We start from the raw sequence: 18,661 nt of genomic DNA, 5'->3' as shown, positions 1-18,661 counted from the left end.
CTTAAAATACAGTTAATTAGATTTTAGCAACAAACCCTGCACGCCCTGGAAAGTATCCTTTTCAATTACCTCAATGTATTTTTAATATAGATAATTTGCGTAATACACCCTTTCTGTCTATATCATCTAATACGAAAGAACTATTCAGACTCAAGGGCCCTGACGTATTCGATAAACAAACTGATATCTGCGTGACCTAATCAATGAAATCACATGTGCAAACTCATCTATATGATGAGCGGGCACCTGTCAGCTCATTTTCCCAACACGCTATTGTGGATTAATACTCTCGGCCTGCCATCAGGAGTGAATATATGCGTCTACTCGCCGTTGTATCAAAATTAACTGGTGTTTCCACAAATATTGAAGCTTCTGAAGTCACGCTCAATTCACCTTCCATCGTGAAACTGTCTGTTTCTCGTGAAGAAATCAGTCAGCTTACCCGCGTAAATCAGGATCTGGTTGTCACACTCCGCTCCGGTGAAACCATCACAATTAAAAACTTTTACGTTGGCAAAGGTGATGAACAAAGCCAGCTCGTTCTTGAAGATAGTAACGGCGCACTATGGTGGGTTCAGGATACGGATGGCGCATTTCACTACCAACATCTGGACGATCTCACCCCATTGATGGCGAGCGAAGGCAGTCATGAAGGCGGCGTAGTCTGGCCCTGGGTTCTTGGCGGGGTCGCCGTGGCGGGGGGAATCGGCCTCGCCGCCGGTGGTGGCGGTGGTGGTGGCGGCGGTGGAAATGGCAATAATGCTGGCAATGGAAATGGCAATGGCAATGGCAATGGCAATGGCAATGGCAATGAAGGAAATGGTGCTGGTGACGGAAATGGCAACGAAGGAAATGGCGATGGCGGCTCGCCACCCACGACAACGCCCACGATGCCAGGCGTACCGATTATTACCAGCGTCACTGACAATCAGGCTCCCATTACTGGTCTTGTCAATCAACAGACGTCTACTAATGATAATACGCCAGAACTTCAGGGCACTGGCCCCGCGAACGCAACCTTACATATTTTCGATAACGGTACCGAAATAGGTCAGGTCACTATCGATGCCAACGGGAACTGGACGTTTACGCCATCTTCTCCGCTCGCGGAAGGTACTCACCAGTTTACGGTCAGCGCATCAAACACTGCGGGCAGCAGCGCAATGTCGGACAGTTGGGTTATTACCGTCGATATCACCCCACCTGCCGCCGCAGTAATTTCTTCAGTGAATCAGGAAGGCACCACGGTGACGGGTAGTGCAGAGCCCGGAAGCACTGTCACCATCATTGGCAGTAACAATCAGGTTCTGGGCTCGGCAATCGTCGGTTCAGGCGGCACCTTCACTATTGGCATATCGCCCTCGCAAACACATGGTGAAACCCTGACAGCAAAGATTCAGGATGAAGCAGGCAATATCGGACCAGATACCGCATTCAGTGCCTCAAATTCCGGTTATCCAGGCGTACCCGTGATTGTCAGCGTTATGGATGATGTCGCGCCCTCCATTGGGCCATTGCTCAACAATCAGTCCACTAATGATGCGACCCCAACGCTTTCCGGGACAGCTGACGCTAACAGTACGGTTAAAATTTACAATAACGGGGCATATGTCGACAGCGTCAACGCCGACAGCAACGGTAGTTGGAACTGGACCTCCAGCACAAACTTGCGGGACGGCTCATATTCCTTCACCGTTACGGCAACTAACCACCTGGGTACGGGGGGAATGTCGACGGCATTCAATATCAATATCGATACTCAGCCGCCGTTGTCGCCAGACGATCTGACCGTATCTGCCGATGGCGCTGTCGTCACGGGTACGGCTGAACCCGGCAGTACCGTGACGATAACAGACAATAACAATCATGTAATCGGCAGTGGTGTTACCGGGCCAGATGGCTCGTTTACTATCACCATAAACCCACCACAAACCAATGGCGAAACCATCACCGCTATCGCTACCGATCCCGCAGGAAACCCGAGTTTGCCTGAAACGGCGATCGCTCCCGATATCACCGCCCCGCTACCACCCACAAACCTGACAATCAATAACGCAGGCGATCAGGTTTCCGGCACGGCAGAGCCCAACAGTACCGTACATATTCTCAATCCTGGTGGCACTATCATTGGCACAACCACCGCTGATGCTGACGGAGATTTCACCGCCACACTGGTTCCGCCACAAACTAACGGCGAACACCTTGTCGCCAACGCAACGGATGCAGCAGGCAATACCAGTGGTAACACCGCAGTCACCGCGCCAGACAGCACCGCACCGGATGCGCCGACAGGGGTGATTGTCGCCGGGAATGGTGGTTCAGTCAGTGGACATGCTGAAATCGGCAGCGCTATCACCGTAAAAGACAGCAACGGGAATACGATTGGCGTGGGTCAGGCAGACAGCGGCGGTCACTTTGCCGTGTCGATCACCCCGTCACAAATCAATGGTGAAACGGTAAAAGTGACTGCAACGGACGGCGCAGGCAACGAAAGTTTGCCCGCTTCCGCGCTGGCTCCGGATATTACCGCGCCAAACCAACCGATTATTATTGCCGTCTTAGACGATGTTCCCGACGTCATCGGAAAAATTGATAACAACACGCTGACAAACGACGATAAACCGGAAATTAAGGGCACTGCCGAAGCGGGCTCGCAGGTAAAAATTTATGATAATGGCACCCTGCTAACCACCGTTACCGCCGATATCAATGGTAACTGGGACTACACGCCGACCACCGCGCTGAGTCAGGGCGCACACGTGTTTACGGTTACGGCAACCGATGCCGCCAACAACACCAGTAGCGCCGCCAGCTGGAAAATCATTGTCGATAGCGTCGCGCCGGCCGTCCCGGTCATTACTCTGATTAACGATGATGTCGGAACTATCACCGGTAACATCGTGAATAACAACGGGGTAACCAACGACAACACGCCGACCCTCTCCGGGACCGGCGAGCCAGGCTCGCTGGTGAACTTGTATGATAACGGTTTGCTGATGACGGTGATGCTCATCGACAAGTCAGGTACCTGGAGCTATACCGTCCCGGACAACAAGCAACTTGCCGATCGCGACCATCGTTTTACCGTATCCGCAACGGATGCCGCGGGTAACGTCGTCACCTCCCCCGTCGCAGTCACCATTACCGTTGACACCCAGCCTCCAGGGGTACCAGCCATTTCAGCCGCCACCGATGACATCGGAAATGCCCCCGTTGACTTGCCTTCTGGTAGCCGCTCAAACGATAACCTGCCGTTACTGAAGGGGACGGGTGAAGTTGGCTCCACCATCACTATCTACGATGGTGCCACACCGATTGGAACGACCACCGTTGTGGCCGGAGGAACCTGGAGTTTCCCGGTCACCCAGCCACTTAGTGAAGGCTCGCACACATTGTCAGCTATCGCGACAGATGCGGCGGGTAACGCCAGTACCGCCGGAAGTTTCATGCTGACTGTCGATACAACGCCACCCGCGGCTCCGAGCATCGCCTCAGCGGAAGGGCTTATTGGCCTTGAAACTAAAGCACTGAGTAATGGCGGCAGCACGAGAAGCGACAACCCTAAACTGTCCGGAACAGGTGAACCGGGTGCGACAATTACGATTTATGAGAATGGCGGCCTCGCCGGCATCACTACCGTACAGCCAGACGGCACGTGGACATTTACCCCGACCTTACTTGCTGATGGGCCGCATAAATTCACCGTCACGGCGACCGACGCTGCGGGCAACACAGGGATCCCATCGGCAGGCTTTACGCTGACGGTGGATAATCTGCCGCCAACGCAACCGCTCCCGCCCACCATAACGGACGACGTCAATCCGATAACCGGGATCGTGACCAACGGCATGACTAACGACACCACGCCAACGTTCAGCGGCACGGGGAGTGTCGGCGACCTTATTTCCATCTACCTTGGTAATAATCCCGCGCCGTTGGGCACCGCGACGGTGGGCGCAGATGGTAAGTGGAGCTTTACACCTGGCGACCCCATCAATCCAGACAGCTATCAGATTACCATTACCGCAACTGACCCTGCCGGCAACGTCAGCCTGCCATCAAATGCCATCACCCTGAATATCGACATCACGCCGCCGGCAGCGCCAACCATTATCGCCGTCAATGATAATGTCGGCACTATTCAAGGCAATCTTGCGCCTGGCGCAATAACAGATGATACGACGCCAACTATTCGCGGAACCGGCACTGACGGCGACACGATCACGCTGTACAACGGCAGTACGATTATCGGTACCACAACGGTGGTTGGCACCACCTGGAGTATTACCCCTGGGACGGCACTGGCAAATGGAAGTTATACGCTGACGGCCATTGCAACCGATGCGGCGGGGAACGCCAGTACCCCATCAAACAGCGTCTCGTTTACGGTTAGCAGCACCGTGCTGACCCTACCGCAGGTTACGGATATTGCAGATGACGCTGGCGTCATTATCGGTTCATTGACCAACAATAGCGTCACGGATGATACCACCCCAACAGTCAGCGGGACCGGTGCGCCGGGCAGTACGGTAGTCATTTTCGATGGTGGCAATCCCATTGCCGAAACCCTCGTTGCAGCGAATGGTAGCTGGAGTATTGAGATTACGCTGACGGGCGATGGCCCGCACACGCTGACGTTCGGCGCCAGGGATGACGCGGGTAATTCCCTGGCGGCAGGGAACCCTGTAATGTTGATACTCGATACACAGCCTCCCACCGATCCAATCGTCACCAGTGTTGACCCGAACGGCACGCTGGTAAGCGGGACAGCCGAGCCGGGCAGCACCGTCATCATCAGAAGTGGTACCACGGTACTGGGCCAGGGCATTGCGAATAGCGTTACAGGTGCCTACACCGTCACGATCTCACCCGCACAAACTACGGGTCAGAATCTGAACGCAATCGCCCAGGATCAGGCGGGCAATAGCAGCGACCCTACGCCATTTAACGCGGCCACGTCCAGCATTCCGCATCCGCCAACTCTCGAAATCATTGATGATGTCTCGCCTGTTACAGGCGCGATTGGCAACGGTAAAACCACCAATGACACCTTGCCGCTGTTACAAGGAACCGCCACGGCAGGCGCAACGGTCAACATTTATCAGGATGGGAATGTAATCGGTACAGTCACCGCCGATGCCGTTTCCGGCGCATGGCGCTATCCATTATCCACTCCGCTGACAAACGGCACGACTTACAATTTCACCGTATCGCAAACTGTTGCAGGTATAGACAGTGGCATGTCGCCCAATTACGCCATCACTATCGATACTGCCGCCCCACAAGCCCCTGCGATCACCAGCGTAATTGACGACGTGTTACCGGGTACAGGATCGTTAGATACCGGACAAATTACCAACGATTCACGCCCGACCCTCAATGGAACCGGCGAAGCGGGCGCGACGATCACCCTTTACGATAAAGGTATCGCGATTGGCACAACCACCGTGAGTGGCAGCGGATACTGGAGCTATACCCCGACAGATGGGTTGGGAGAAGGCGAACATATCTTTACCGCCCGCGCAACGGATGCTGCTGGCAACCAGGGCGATCCCTCTAACAGCTTCCGAATTATCGTCGATACGTTAATCCCAAGCGCGCCCTCCATTGTGACGGTCACGGACGACGTCGGTACCCCGCAGTTCCTTACATCCGGACAGCTAACCAACGACAACACCCCAACGCTTACTGGCGTTACCGAGGCCGATTCAGTGGTTACCATTCGCGATAATGGCGCGGTAATTGGCACAACCACCAGCGATGAAAACGGTAACTGGAGCTTTACACCGGCTCCAGCACTCAGTGAAGGCAATCATTCGTTAACCGCAACCGTCACGGATGGTGCTGGCAATATCAGCCCGGCAAGCCCACCTTTCGTTCTGGTCGTTGATACGCTACCGCCCGCGGCACCGAGCATTACCTCGGTGATTGACGATCAACCCGGCAACACATCGCTGACTAACGGACAATTGACTAACGATGCACAACCCACGCTGAACGGCAAAGGAGAGATCGGCGCATCTATCACCATCCGCGATAAAGGCGTTGATATTGGTACAACCCAGGTTGATGAGACCGGCAACTGGAGCTTCACGCCGGATACCCCGCTGACTCAGGGGCAACACATCTTTACCGCCGTTGCCACCGATCAGGCGGGCAATATGGGAGGCGTATCTTCGTCCTTCACCCTCGAACTGGATTCCATCGCCCCGCAGCCCCCTATCATTAGCACGGTACTGGACAATACGGCTCCCACAACAGGCGCAATAACCAATGGGCAGACGACAAACGAAACACGTCCGGCACTGAGCGGCACGGGCGAAGTGGGGGCGACCATTACCGTTCTGAGCGATGGTCAACCCATTGGCACCACTACCGTGGGGGCGGGAGGTATCTGGAACTTTACCCCAACGGATGCACTGAGCAACGGACCGCATACATTGACCGTCACCGCGACCGACAGCGCAGGTAACACCAGCCTTGCGTCGAACGGCTTCGGGCTCATCGTTGATACCGCATCGCCGGGTATACCCGTCATTTCTCAGGTCGCAGATGATGTCGGCCCGCTGACAGGTAATCTGAACAACGGCCAGGCCACAAATGATGCGCAACCCACGCTCAGTGGTACGGCAGAAGCCAATTCCACGATCAAAATTTATGACAATGGCACCTATCTCGGTACCGCCCCGGTTGACGCCAATGGGGCCTGGAGCTTCACGCCAACAGCTGCACTTGGAAATGGTAACCATGCGCTCACGGTGACCGCCACGGACGCAGCCGGAAACGTCAGTCAATCATCCGCCACATTTAACATCATTGTGGATACCGTTGCTCCGCTTGCCCCCACCATTATCCAGGCCGTCGATGATGTACAGCCCGGCACCGGGACGCTGTCCAGCGGGGCCTGGACCAATGACACCCGTCCGCTGCTCAGTGGCTCAACGGAAGCGAATGCCCGGGTCGCGATTTACGATAACGGCACGCTGCTGGGGACGGTAACCGCCACAATCGATGGGACGTGGGAATATCTGCCCCCCATACTGAGCAACGGCCAACATACATTCACTGCTATCGCCACAGACGCCGCCGGCAATATCGGTGCCACCTCAAGCGGATTTATTATTAATGTCGATACGACCCCACCGCCAATCCCACAACTGATCTCGGTCATAGATGACATCGCAGGCGGTGTTTTCAATGCAGCGCTGAACAACGGGCAGCTAACCAACGATGCCCGCCCAACGCTCAACGGCACCGCCGAAGCCGGTAGCACTGTCAGTATCTATGACGGGAACACTCTGCTTGGTACCGCTCTGGTGCAAAGCAATAATAGCTGGACATTTACCCCGACCACGCCGCTCGCGACCGGGTCCCATACCTTCACCGTGACCGCTACCGATGCGGCAGGCAATACCAGCGGCGCAACACCAGGTTTTACCGTGGTGGTGGACACCGCGGCTCCGGCACAGCCTTCAATAAGTAGCATTATTGATGATGTTGGCCCCAACACCGGTGCGATTGGCAGCAATCAGCCCACCAATGACGCACGCCCAACCCTGAACGGCTCCGCAGAGGCCAACGCGCGAGTCGATATTTATGATAATGGCAGTTTTGTCACCAGCGTAACGGCTGACAGCACCGGCAACTGGAATTACACGCCGTCCACTAATCTGGCTCAAGGGGCTCATTCGTTTACCATCACGGCGACAGATGCAGCGGGGAATACCAGTGGATTTTCGTCTGCAGCAGCCATTGTGGTCGATACCATCGCCCCTGCTGTTCCAACCGGGCTGGCGGTCAACGCCAATGGTACGGCGTTAACCGGCGTGGCCGAAGCGAACAGTACGGTCATTATCACCTCCGGTAGCGGAACGGTACTCGGCACCACAACAGCAAATGCTTCCGGTAACTTCACCTTTACCCTGAATCCACCGCAAATTAGTGGGCAAACGCTGCAGGTCAGCGCACAGGATGCCGCTGGCAATATCGGCACCGCCGGCAACGTGCTGGCCCCGTTTACCGGTGTTCCTCCCGCGCCGGTGATCTCCAGCGTATTCGATGATGTCGGCACTATCACGGGCCTGGTCACCGCCGGGAAAACCACCAATGATACCCGCCCAACACTGAACGGAACTGCGCAGGCAAACGCCGTTATCAACCTGTATAACAACGGCACGTTGATGGGTAGCACAACCGCAGACGGGAATGGGATCTGGAGTTTTACGCCAGGCAGCGCCCTGAGTGAAGGCAACCATGCGTTTACCGCCAACGCCACAAATGCCAACGGCTCGAGCGTTTTGTCTGGCTCGTTCAGCGTCATTGTGGATACCACGCCACCGCCCCCCCCTACGATTCTGATCAGCGCCGATGGCGGAACAGTGAGCGGTATTGCCGAAGCCGGCAGTACGGTTACGATATCCCTGCCCGGTGGCACCAGCGTGACAGCGGTCGCCAACAGTAGTGGGGTCTACAGTGCCACCTTGCCTGTACGCCAGATTGAAGGTCAGTCGTTATCTGCAACGGCAACCGACGCGGCGGGCAACACGTCATCGCCTGCCAGCGTCATCGCGCCGGTACTCCCCCTGCTGGCTGAAGATAATGTCACCCGTTTGCCGCTACAGACTGACGTGACAGTCAGCACTGAGCATCAAAGCGATTACGGTTTCCTGCTGGTGAACGCACTGGGTAGCGTCGCCAACGTGCTGGGTAACGACACGGCAAGTGTTAATTTCAGCATCCAGTCTGGCGGTAGTGGCTCCATCACCATTAACGCTGCGGCGACCGGCATTGTGCTGTCACTATTAAGCTCAATGGAGATTGTTATCCAGCGCTATGACACCGTGCTCAACACCTGGATAACCGTGGTCGATACTTCGAAACCCAATTTCGCCAGTTTGCTGACCATCGGAGCCTCTGGAGTGACGCTCAATTATGATGGGCTGACCGGCGGGGATTATCGCGTGGTCAGCTTCAACACGAACCTGTTGGCGACCGGCGCATACACCAGTCTGGACGTTGCGGTGGTGAAAACCAACGGCGGAACCATCACCGGGGGGACCACAGAATCCGGTAACATCATCACCGATACCGATCCCACTAACGGTCAAGACAACGCCCCTTCCGGCACGCTGGTCACCTCCATCACCGACGGTAACGGCACCGTGGTAAACGTCACGGCAGGCGGCGTGAATGTACAGGGTAAATACGGCATCCTGCATATTAACCAGGACGGCAGTTATACCTATACCCTGACCAATACGTCAATCTCAGTGTATGGGCGTTCCGAAAGCTTCACCTATACGTTGACGCATGGCACAGACCATTCCTCAGCCAAACTGGTTGTCACGCTGGGCCAGGCCCCAACCACCAGCACGGTAACGGCAGCAGATGATGTGGCGTCACTGACCTACGGAACCCAGGTGATCGCGGTCGACCACGGCACGTCAAAACAAACTGGCTTCACACTGGCAAATGTCGGGCTGGGTGATGTCCTCGACGTCAGCCTGGTCAACGGGTTGACCAACCCAATCAAATTCAACGTTGATGACGGCGCAACCCGCACGCTGACCGTGCAGGCGAATGTCCTCGGTGTGACGCTTGGCGGCTTTGATCTGTATGTCTACCGCTTCAATGAGGCTATTCAGCAGTATGAACAATATCGGGTGCAGCCAAACTGGGTTACGGCGCTGCTGGGCGGCAGCTCTTCGGCGTACACCATCACGCTGCCGGGTGGTGACTATATTTTCCTGCTTAACGCCTCTGGCGGCCTGACGTTACTGACCAGCTATACCCTGAATATTCAGGCGGATCATACCTACGCGGTGGACAGTCTCAGCGCGGTAACCAACGGTAATATTCTGGTCAATGACTCGGCTCCGATAAACAGCGTCATCACCGAAGTGAATGGCGTGGCGATTAACGGGACGGGTACCACCAGTATTAACGGACAATACGGCACGCTGACTATCGATGCGAAGGGGAACTATACCTATACCCTGAAAAGCGGACTGGGTGCAGATAGCATCAGCACACCGGACAGTTTCGTCTATACGGTCAAAGCCCCCAATGGCGATACAGGTACCGCCTCGCTGAACATTACGGCGACCCCGCAGGCGCTGGACGCAGTAAATGACGTCAGCGGCACGATGGCGGTGAGCACCGTTCAGGACTCTGCGGCATACGGAAGCGGTGCGCTGGGCACAGCGACAATTCCAACGCTGGGGAGCAAAGCAACCGGTACAGGTTCGTTTGATATCGCGACAAATGACGTACTGAAAGGCGCCATGCTCAACTTCAGCATCGGCACCCTTATCACCGTCGGTACGCTGGGCGTCACCTGGACCATAACCGGTCCTGACGGATTCTCGCTTTCAGGCTCTGTACCCGCCAGTGCCATCAGCCTGTTAGGCAGTTCAATTTCCGTCTCGCTGGGTAATGCCGAGCTGGCCGCGGGTCATTACAGCATCAGCTTCACAGGAACGATGGGGGGGCTGGCCGTGGGCAACGTCAGCATTACGCCGAACGTCACGGGCACGACATGGCACCTCAATACCTGGGACGTTAACGCCACGACGGTGAATGGCAATATTTTTGATGGCAGTGATGCTGCTGGCGCGCACGATCAGCTCTCAACCGTCCATACCCAGCTCACTATCACCGGCTTTAACGGCAGTACCGCCACACTCAATCCGACCAGCAGCATCAGTAGCACAACAATTCAGGGTCATTATGGCTCACTGACCATGAATCTGGATGGCTCATACATCTATACGCTGAAGCCGGGTACAACCGTGGCGTCGATGACCAGCAAAGAGACCTTTACCTATACGCTTAACGACCAAAACGGGCATACGGACACCGCGACGCTGACCATTAATATGAATCCGCAGATGGCAAGTACCGCGCAGCATGACGTGATCATCGGCTCGGTCTACGGCGATACGCTGATTTATCACCTGCTTAATGCCAGCGATGCAACGGGCGGTAACGGAACAGCAGACACCTGGACCAACTTCTCGCTGGCGCAGGGCGACAAAATCGACATCGGCGACCTGCTGGTAGGCTGGAACGGACAAAATGCCACGCTCGGCAATTATCTCACGGTGACCGCCAGCGGTAACAACACCATCGTTTCCATTGATCGCGACGGTACAGGCAGCACGTACCACACCACTAACCTCGTAACGCTGGAGAACGTACACACCACGCTCGATGAGCTGATCCAACAAAATCACATTGTGACCTGAAACGAACGTCATACCGCTATAACGAGATAACAACAGCCCCGGATGCCATGACGTCCGGGGCAATAACAGTCGTCACTGCCCTATTTTGCAAGGGATAAACTATGAGAAATGTCGCCCCTGTCGCTGTACTGCTGGCATTAACGTTCTGTTCCGTTCGTGCGAATGCCGAAGATGAACCGCAAATTATTACGCCGGAAGGGCTGGCAACCAGTCAGATGCTTCCCTCTCTGGATGGCTCTGTGGCCGATCTACCGCTAAGCGTTGCCGCTCCCGGAAGCCTGACGCTTAACGACGCGGTGAGCCGCGCCGTGAGCTGGCATCCTTCTATTCGTGAATCCATTGGCAAACTGCTCTCGCAAAATGAGCAGATAGACGTGGCGAAAGCGAAATATTATCCGCAAGTTACAGCCGGAATGAACAACGGCTACAGCAATACCTACACCGACCATGGCTTCAGCCCTGCACTGGTCATTTCGGTGTCACAAATGCTGTATGACTTTGGCAAAGTCGCCAGCCAGGTGCGCGCCGAAACCGCCGGTTCGGCGCAACAGCAGGCAAACGTGTTACTCAGCATCGATACTGTCGCCCACGCCACCGCCAATGCCATCGTCCAGGTTCAGACATGGCAACAGATGGTGGATGCCGCCGAAGAGCAACTGGTCGCGCTAAACGGTATTGGTCGACTGACCAGAGAACGTAATGATGAAGGGGCGACCTCGCTGTCTGACGTGGTACAAACCGATGCGCGTATTGAGTCGGCTCGTTCACAGCTGGCGCAATATCAGGCCAATCTCGACAGTAGCAAAGCGACATTGATGAGCTATCTCGGCTGGCGCTCACTGAACGTCATCAGCAATGAGTTTCCGGTAAAACTGGACAGCAGTTGCGATGTGGTAAAACCGGAGGATAAGTTGGTTCCTGCCGTGCTGGCGGCCTGGGCACAGGCGAACGTTGCACAGGCCAATCTGGATTACGCCAACGCACAGATGACGCCAACCATTTCCCTGGAGCCATCGGTTCAGCACTATCTCAACGACAAATACCCCAGCCATGAGGTGCTCGACAAAACGCAGTACTCTGCGTGGGTAAAAGTCGAAATGCCGCTGTATCAGGGCGGCGGTCTCACCGCCCGGCGCAACGCCGCCAGCCACGCGGTAGAGTCCGCACAGTACTCTATTCAGCGCACCCGACTTGAAGTACGGCAAAAATTACTGGAATCCCGCAGCCAGGCAATGAGCCTCGCGACTGTATTGCAGATCCTGCGCCGCCAGCAGCGGCTGAGCGAACGCACTCGTGAACTGTATCAACAGCAGTATCTGGATCTCGGCTCACGCCCATTACTCGATGTTCTTAACGCCGAACAGGAAGTGTACCAGGCCCGTTTTGCCGAACTCCAGACCCAAAGCCAGCTGCGCCAGCTACAACTGAACTGCCTCTACAACACCGGATCGTTGCGCCAGGCGTTCGCCTTAAATAACCGCAGCATTCAATCGGTGGAGATCCAGCTATGAGCGACGTCGAGCCTGTTGTTGAAGATGCTATTGGCGAACCCGCCCTGAGCCAGTGGGCGCAGGCAGTTACCCACATTGCCAGCCACTATCGCCTCACTTGCTCGCCAGGCGCTATCCAGGCCAACGCCCCATGGTTCGAGGGAAAAAGCAAAACCCTTGCTTTGACGCAATTAGCGCGCCAGGCGGGACTTTCCTTTCATATGCTGGATACCGCAAAGCAGGTACTTAGCCAGTGGCGTTTGCCGGTGGTAGCGGAACTGCACGACGGCCAAATCATGGTGATAGAACATTTCAACGGTGAAGATGCACTGGATGTCTTTATTATTGCCGACGAGGGACAGCGCAACCGGCTGGCGGTGGCTGAGCTTCTGCCTGAAATCCATACTATCACCGCACTGCGCCCGTTATCGGCGTTAAAAGACAGTCGGGTTGATCGCTATATATCGCGCTTTAAACCCGACTGGATACGCGAGCTGGTTTTACAAGATATCCGCCCTTACCTGCCCGTCATGATTGCTGCATTTCTGATTAATGTCCTGTCACTCTCCGGGATAATTTTTTCAATGCAGGTTTACGACCGGGTGATCCCCGCCCAGTCGTATCCGACTCTCTATGTTCTCTCGACCGGCGTCCTGGTCGCGGTATTGTTTGGCTTTTTGCTGCGCGAAGCACGTACCCACATTATGGATCTACTCGGTAAACGCGCAGACATGCGTATTTCCGATCGCGTGTTCAGCCACGCCCTGCGGTTGCGCAATAGCGCGGTTCCCCGCTCGACAGGAAGCTTTATTTCCCAACTCCGCGAGCTGGAGCAGATCCGGGAGATGATCACCTCCTCAACCATGTCGACCATCGTCGACCTGCCGTTTTTCCTGCTGTTTATTGTCGTACTGGCGTGCATTGCTCCGCCGCTGGCGTGGATAGCCCCCGTCGCTGCCATTCTGATGATTCTGCCGGGGCTGTTATTACAGAAAAAGCTGGCGGTGCTTGCTAACCAGGCCGCACATGAATCCACTCTGCGCAACGCGGTGCTGGTCGAAAGCGTTCAGGGGCTGGAAGATATCAAGCTCATGCAGGCGGAGAACCGCTTTTTACAGCAATGGAACAGCTATATCCGCATTACTGGCGAGTCCGGGCTACGCACACGCAAGCTTACCCAGGGGCTGATCGGCTGGGGGATGTCAGTACAAAGCCTGGTTTACGCCGCCATCATTATGTTCGGTGCGCCCATGGTGATTGAAGGCACGATGACCACCGGGGCCGTGGTGGCCGCCTCGATGCTCGGATCACGGATGATCGCCCCGATGGCTAACCTGTGTGGTGTACTGGCTCGCTGGCAGCAGGTCAAAGCAGCCAAAATGGGGCTGGACAGCATTATGCAACTTCCCACCGAGACGCAGCACGATGAAGACCGGGTACACCAGGACATCTTCCGCGGCCACTATCTGTTTGAAAATGCGCACTTTCGCTACCACAGTGACGACCAGCGCGTACCGTTACGCATCTCGCGCCTGGAAGTGATGCCCGGAGAGCGGATTGCGATTCTCGGGCGTAACGGCGCGGGTAAATCAACCCTGCTACAGGCTATGGCGGGCGGCGTAGAGATTATTCAGGGTGATGTCCGGCTCGATAACCTGAGTCTGGCGCAAATCGATATGGCTGATTTACGCCGCAATATCGGCTTTCTCAGCCAGAACGCACGGCTTTTTTTCGGTACGTTACGCGAGAATCTGACACTCGGCGCACCGCATGCCAGCGACACGCAGATATTCGAAGCGCTGGAGGTCAGTGGCGCATCTGCATTCGTCAAACAACTCGCCAAAGGGCTAGCGCACCCCATTATGGAAGGCGGTAATGGGCTTTCCGGCGGGCAGCGTCAGTCGATTCTGCTCGCCAGAATGTTACTGCGATCGCCCAATATCGTACTGCTCGACGAACCCAGTGCCTCGCTGGATGAACACACCGAACGGGAATTTATACAACGGTTAAACCAGTGGCTGGGCAACCGCACATTGATTGTCGCCACACATCGCGTTCCGGTTCTGGAGCTGGTCGAGCGCGTGGTGGTGCTCAAAGAAGGTCAGCTGGTCATGGATGCCCCAAAAGCGCAGGCGCTAAATGCAAATCGGGCACCTGCACAGACTCACGGTCGGGAGTGGAAAAATGAAAACCAATCCGCATGACGCCGCCATGGACGACCTCGATATCCGCCGGGAACACCGTTTTTCCGGCGCCAGTCGCATTATTCTGCTCAGCACACTGCTTTTTGCCATCCTGGGGGGATGGGCGTATTTCGGTAAACTGGATGAAGTCTCTACCGGCAGTGGGAAAGTCATCCCCAGCTCGCGTGAACAGGTATTGCAGTCGCTAGACGGCGGGATCCTCGCCGAACTCAGCGTGCACGAAGGTGATAAAGTTCAGGCCAACCAGATTGTCGCCCGCCTCGACCCAACGCGTTCTGAATCCAACATGGGTGAAAGCGCCGCCCGATACCGTGCATCTTTAGCATCCAGCGCCAGACTGAATGCCGAAGTTAACGATTTGCAGCTAACGTTCCCCAGCTCGCTACAGGCCTGGCCGGAGCTTATCGCCTCTGAAACCCGGTTATATAAAAGTCGCCGCGCACAGCTTGCCGATTCGATGGTGGAACTACAGGATGCGCTGGTATCCGTGAACAAAGAACTGGCGATCACCCAACGGCTGGAGAAAAGCGGTGCCGCCAGCCATGTGGAAGTGCTGCGCCTGCAACGACAAAAAAGCGATCTTGGACTCAAAATAACCGACCTGCGCTCGCAATATTACGTGCAGGCGCGTGAAGCGCTGTCGAAGGCCAACGCCGAGGTGGATATGCTGGCGGCCATCTTAAAAGGTCGCGAAGATTCCGTTACCCGCCTGACCGTTCGCGCCCCGATGCGCGGTATCGTAAAAAACATCCAGGTCACCACGATTGGCGGCGTTATCCCTCCTAACGGCGAAATGATGGAGATTGTCCCGGTAGACGATCATTTGCTGATTGAAACCCGCCTGTCACCACGCGATATCGCGTTTATCCACCCCGGACAGCGGGCACTGGTAAAGATTACTGCCTATGACTACGCCATTTACGGAGGGCTGGAGGGCGTGGTCGAAACCATCTCCCCAGATACCATTCAGGACAAAGTGAAGCCGGAAATCTTCTACTACCGCGTTTTCATACGTACCCATCAGGACTTTTTACAGAACAAGCTGGGACGCCATTTTTCTATCGTACCGGGCATGATTGCCACAGTGGATATAAAAACAGGTGAAAAAACCATCGTCGACTATTTAATCAAACCATTTAATCGTGCAAAAGAAGCACTGCGCGAGCGGTAAATCCTTGCGGTTAAGGGGTTGCGGGGGCTGGTCACGCGTGTCACAAGTCTGTTATACTTGCTGCAACACATTGGGGCTGATTCTGGATTCGACGGGATTCGCGAAACCCAAGGTGCATGCCGAGGGGCGGTTGGCCTCGTAAAAAGCCGCAAAAAAATAGTCGCAAACGACGAAAACTACGCTTTAGCAGCTTAATAACCTGCTCTGAGCCCTCTCTCCCTAGCTTCCGCTCTTAAGACGGGGATCAAAGAGAGGTCAAACCCAAAAGAGATCGCGTGGATGCCCTGCCTGGGGTTGAAGCGTTAAAACTAATCAGGCTAGTCTGGTAGTGGCGTGTCTGTCCGCAGGTGCCAGGCGAATGTAAAGACTGACTAAGCATGTAGTACCGAGGATGTAGGAATTTCGGACGCGGGTTCAACTCCCGCCAGCTCCACCAAACATTGATGTACTGAAGTTCAGTGAAGTCTTCTAAGCCCGCATGGCACAAGCTATGCGGGCTTTTTTACGTCTATTGTCGTCTAGTGAGAATTGCTGAGAATCACGAGTTATGGCACCCTGAATGGGACCCAAGACAAAGGGTCCAAAAATCGAGGGTCCCAAAATGGCAAAGATCGCGAAGAAACTCACCGACACAGAAATCAAAAACACCAAGCCAGCAGACAAAGAAGTCAACTTGTTTGACGGGGATGGCTTGATTCTACGAATCTCTCCCCTCTCAACAGGTGGGAAAAAAAATTGGTATTTCAGGTATTCAGTGCCAGTGAGCAAGAAAAGAACCAAGATGAGCCTTGGGACCTACCCTCACCTTACCCTGGCAAGAGCAAGAGCCTTGCGTGATGAATACCTCTCCTTGCTTGCGAATGGCACGGACCCTCAAGTCCATAACAACGATAAAGCTAATGCATTAAAGAATGCCACAGAACACACATTACAAGCCGTGGCGAGAAAATGGTTGGATGAGAAGGTAAAGACCTCTGGCATCTCACAAGACCATGCAGAAGACATCTGGCGGAGCCTTGAACGAAATATTTTCCCCGGTCTGGGTAATGTGCCAATCAATGAGATCCGTCCCAAGCTCTTAAAGCAGCATCTTGATCCAATTGAACAACGAGGAGTACTGGAAACTTTGCGGCGGCTAATTTCCAGGTTGAATGAAATCTTCCGTTGGGCGGCTACAGAAGAGCTGATTGAATTTAACCCCGCAGATAATCTAGGCCAACGTTTCAGTAGGCCTAAAAAACAGAATATGCCTGCCTTACCCCCCTCTGAACTCCCTCGTTTTCTGGCAGCACTGAACAATGCTTCTGTCCGTTTAGAAACAAGACTATTGATTGAATGGCAACTTCTCACATGGGTTCGCCCTGGTGAAGCAGTCCGCGCAAGATGGTCTGATATAGATATGGATAACAGCATGTGGAACATCCCGGCTGAATTTATGAAGATGAAAAAACCTCATAAGGTCCCATTAAGCAAAGAATCTCTTCGGATACTCAAGTCTATGGAATCAATCAGTGGGCACCGAGAGTGGGTATTTCCCAGCATAAAGGCTCCCTTAAATCATATGCATGAACAAACAGCCAATGCAGCAATTATCCGTATGGGCTTTGGAGGTGAACTTGTTGCCCACGGAATGCGATCTATTGCAAGAACGGCAGCGGAAGAGTCAGGTAAGTTCAGGACAGATGCCCTTGAAGCGGCCCTTGCCCACTCAAAAAAAGACGAAATTATCGCTGCATATAATCGTGCGGAATATATTACCGAACGAGTAGCTCTCATGCAGTGGTGGGGAGATTATGTCCTGGCACAACAGCTTAAAATTTTTGCTGCTTAAATGGACGAAAGGCCACTAATCAGTAGCCTTTCCAGTATCCCCATACATGGGGCAAATAACAAACTGTACATAGTACAGGATACATATCAGCAAAAACACTTGATGACATACATTATTAATAAATCATTTTTAAATAATGTCAATATCTGTGATGTGATTTATTTCTAAAATTAATGTTAGATCTGGCAATGCCATTATACTTTTAAAAAAATAAAATCCATACCATTCCCCTCGTTACTTATAATCAAATGAAAATATAACTCATCGCAACCCTGTCAAATAAAATTAATTTTTCACTTACAAATAATCAGACTTTAAAAAATAACTAATACAAATTCAATACGCGATAATAATTTCATACCTACATATTTACCACTCACTGTTATAGCCCATTATAATCTTGTGCTGAAGAAATGTATTACCAAGTTTCACTTGCACAATCGAAGATGTATATTAGAAGCACTACCTGTCTGCAAGAGAAGCCTTTAAAATAAATACACGCGAAGCATTTAAACAGCCTTTTCATTTAGCTTCCTTTAAGCTACCGAAGCGATGAATTCGGAGCTTCTCATGAACTGCAAGAGAAGCTTTAAAATCAATGCAAGCGAAGCTATATATATTTATATAAGAATATCTGCTACTACAGTTTTTTATTATTATAACTAAAGCAAGGGCTAACTCTGCGAAGCCGCTGCGCTTGCTTCTTCGAGTTCCCCTTG

The 18,661-nt window shown here is 53.8% G+C and carries 5 protein-coding genes and 1 other RNA gene; all 6 read left to right on the top strand.

Features of this window, described 5'->3' with window-relative positions; all coding sequences use genetic code 11:
- Nucleotides 1-314 precede the first annotated feature (314 nt).
- The 6 genes from HV261_RS08580 (at nt 315) to HV261_RS08555 (ending at nt 17,942) form a co-directional block, all read left to right on the top strand.
- On the top strand, nt 315-11,246 hold the full coding sequence (locus HV261_RS08580; protein ID WP_202038008.1) for a BapA/Bap/LapF family large adhesin: 10,932 nt from the start codon (nt 315-317) through the stop codon (nt 11,244-11,246).
- A gap of 101 nt (nt 11,247-11,347) precedes the next feature.
- Entirely contained in the window at nt 11,348-12,757 is a 1,410-nt protein-coding gene (locus HV261_RS08575; RefSeq protein ID WP_202038007.1) for a TolC family outer membrane protein, read from the top strand.
- A complete protein-coding gene (locus HV261_RS08570) occupies nt 12,754-14,940 on the top strand; it encodes a type I secretion system permease/ATPase (RefSeq protein WP_202038006.1) in 2,187 nt (728 codons plus the stop codon). Before HV261_RS08575 ends, HV261_RS08570 begins: the two co-directional genes overlap by 4 nt.
- A 7-nt stretch (nt 14,941-14,947) precedes the next feature.
- Nucleotides 14,948-16,111 carry a beta-barrel domain-containing protein gene (locus HV261_RS08565; RefSeq protein WP_202039673.1) on the top strand — a complete coding sequence of 388 codons (1,164 nt, stop codon included), beginning with the start codon at nt 14,948-14,950 and terminating at the stop codon, nt 16,109-16,111.
- A gap of 72 nt (nt 16,112-16,183) precedes the next feature.
- Nucleotides 16,184-16,547, top strand: a transfer-messenger RNA (tmRNA) gene (gene ssrA / locus HV261_RS08560).
- 165 nt (nt 16,548-16,712) lie between these two features.
- Complete coding sequence (locus HV261_RS08555; protein ID WP_044255242.1) at nt 16,713-17,942, top strand: integrase arm-type DNA-binding domain-containing protein; 1,230 nt, start codon at nt 16,713-16,715, stop codon at nt 17,940-17,942.
- Nucleotides 17,943-18,661: the final 719 nt, after the last annotated feature.

The organism is Citrobacter sp. RHBSTW-00671, from assembly GCF_014103415.1.
Taxonomy (GTDB): domain Bacteria; phylum Pseudomonadota; class Gammaproteobacteria; order Enterobacterales; family Enterobacteriaceae; genus Citrobacter.
The sequence above is the reverse complement of the archived record's forward strand: the minus strand, read 5'-3'. Positions and strand labels throughout refer to the sequence as shown.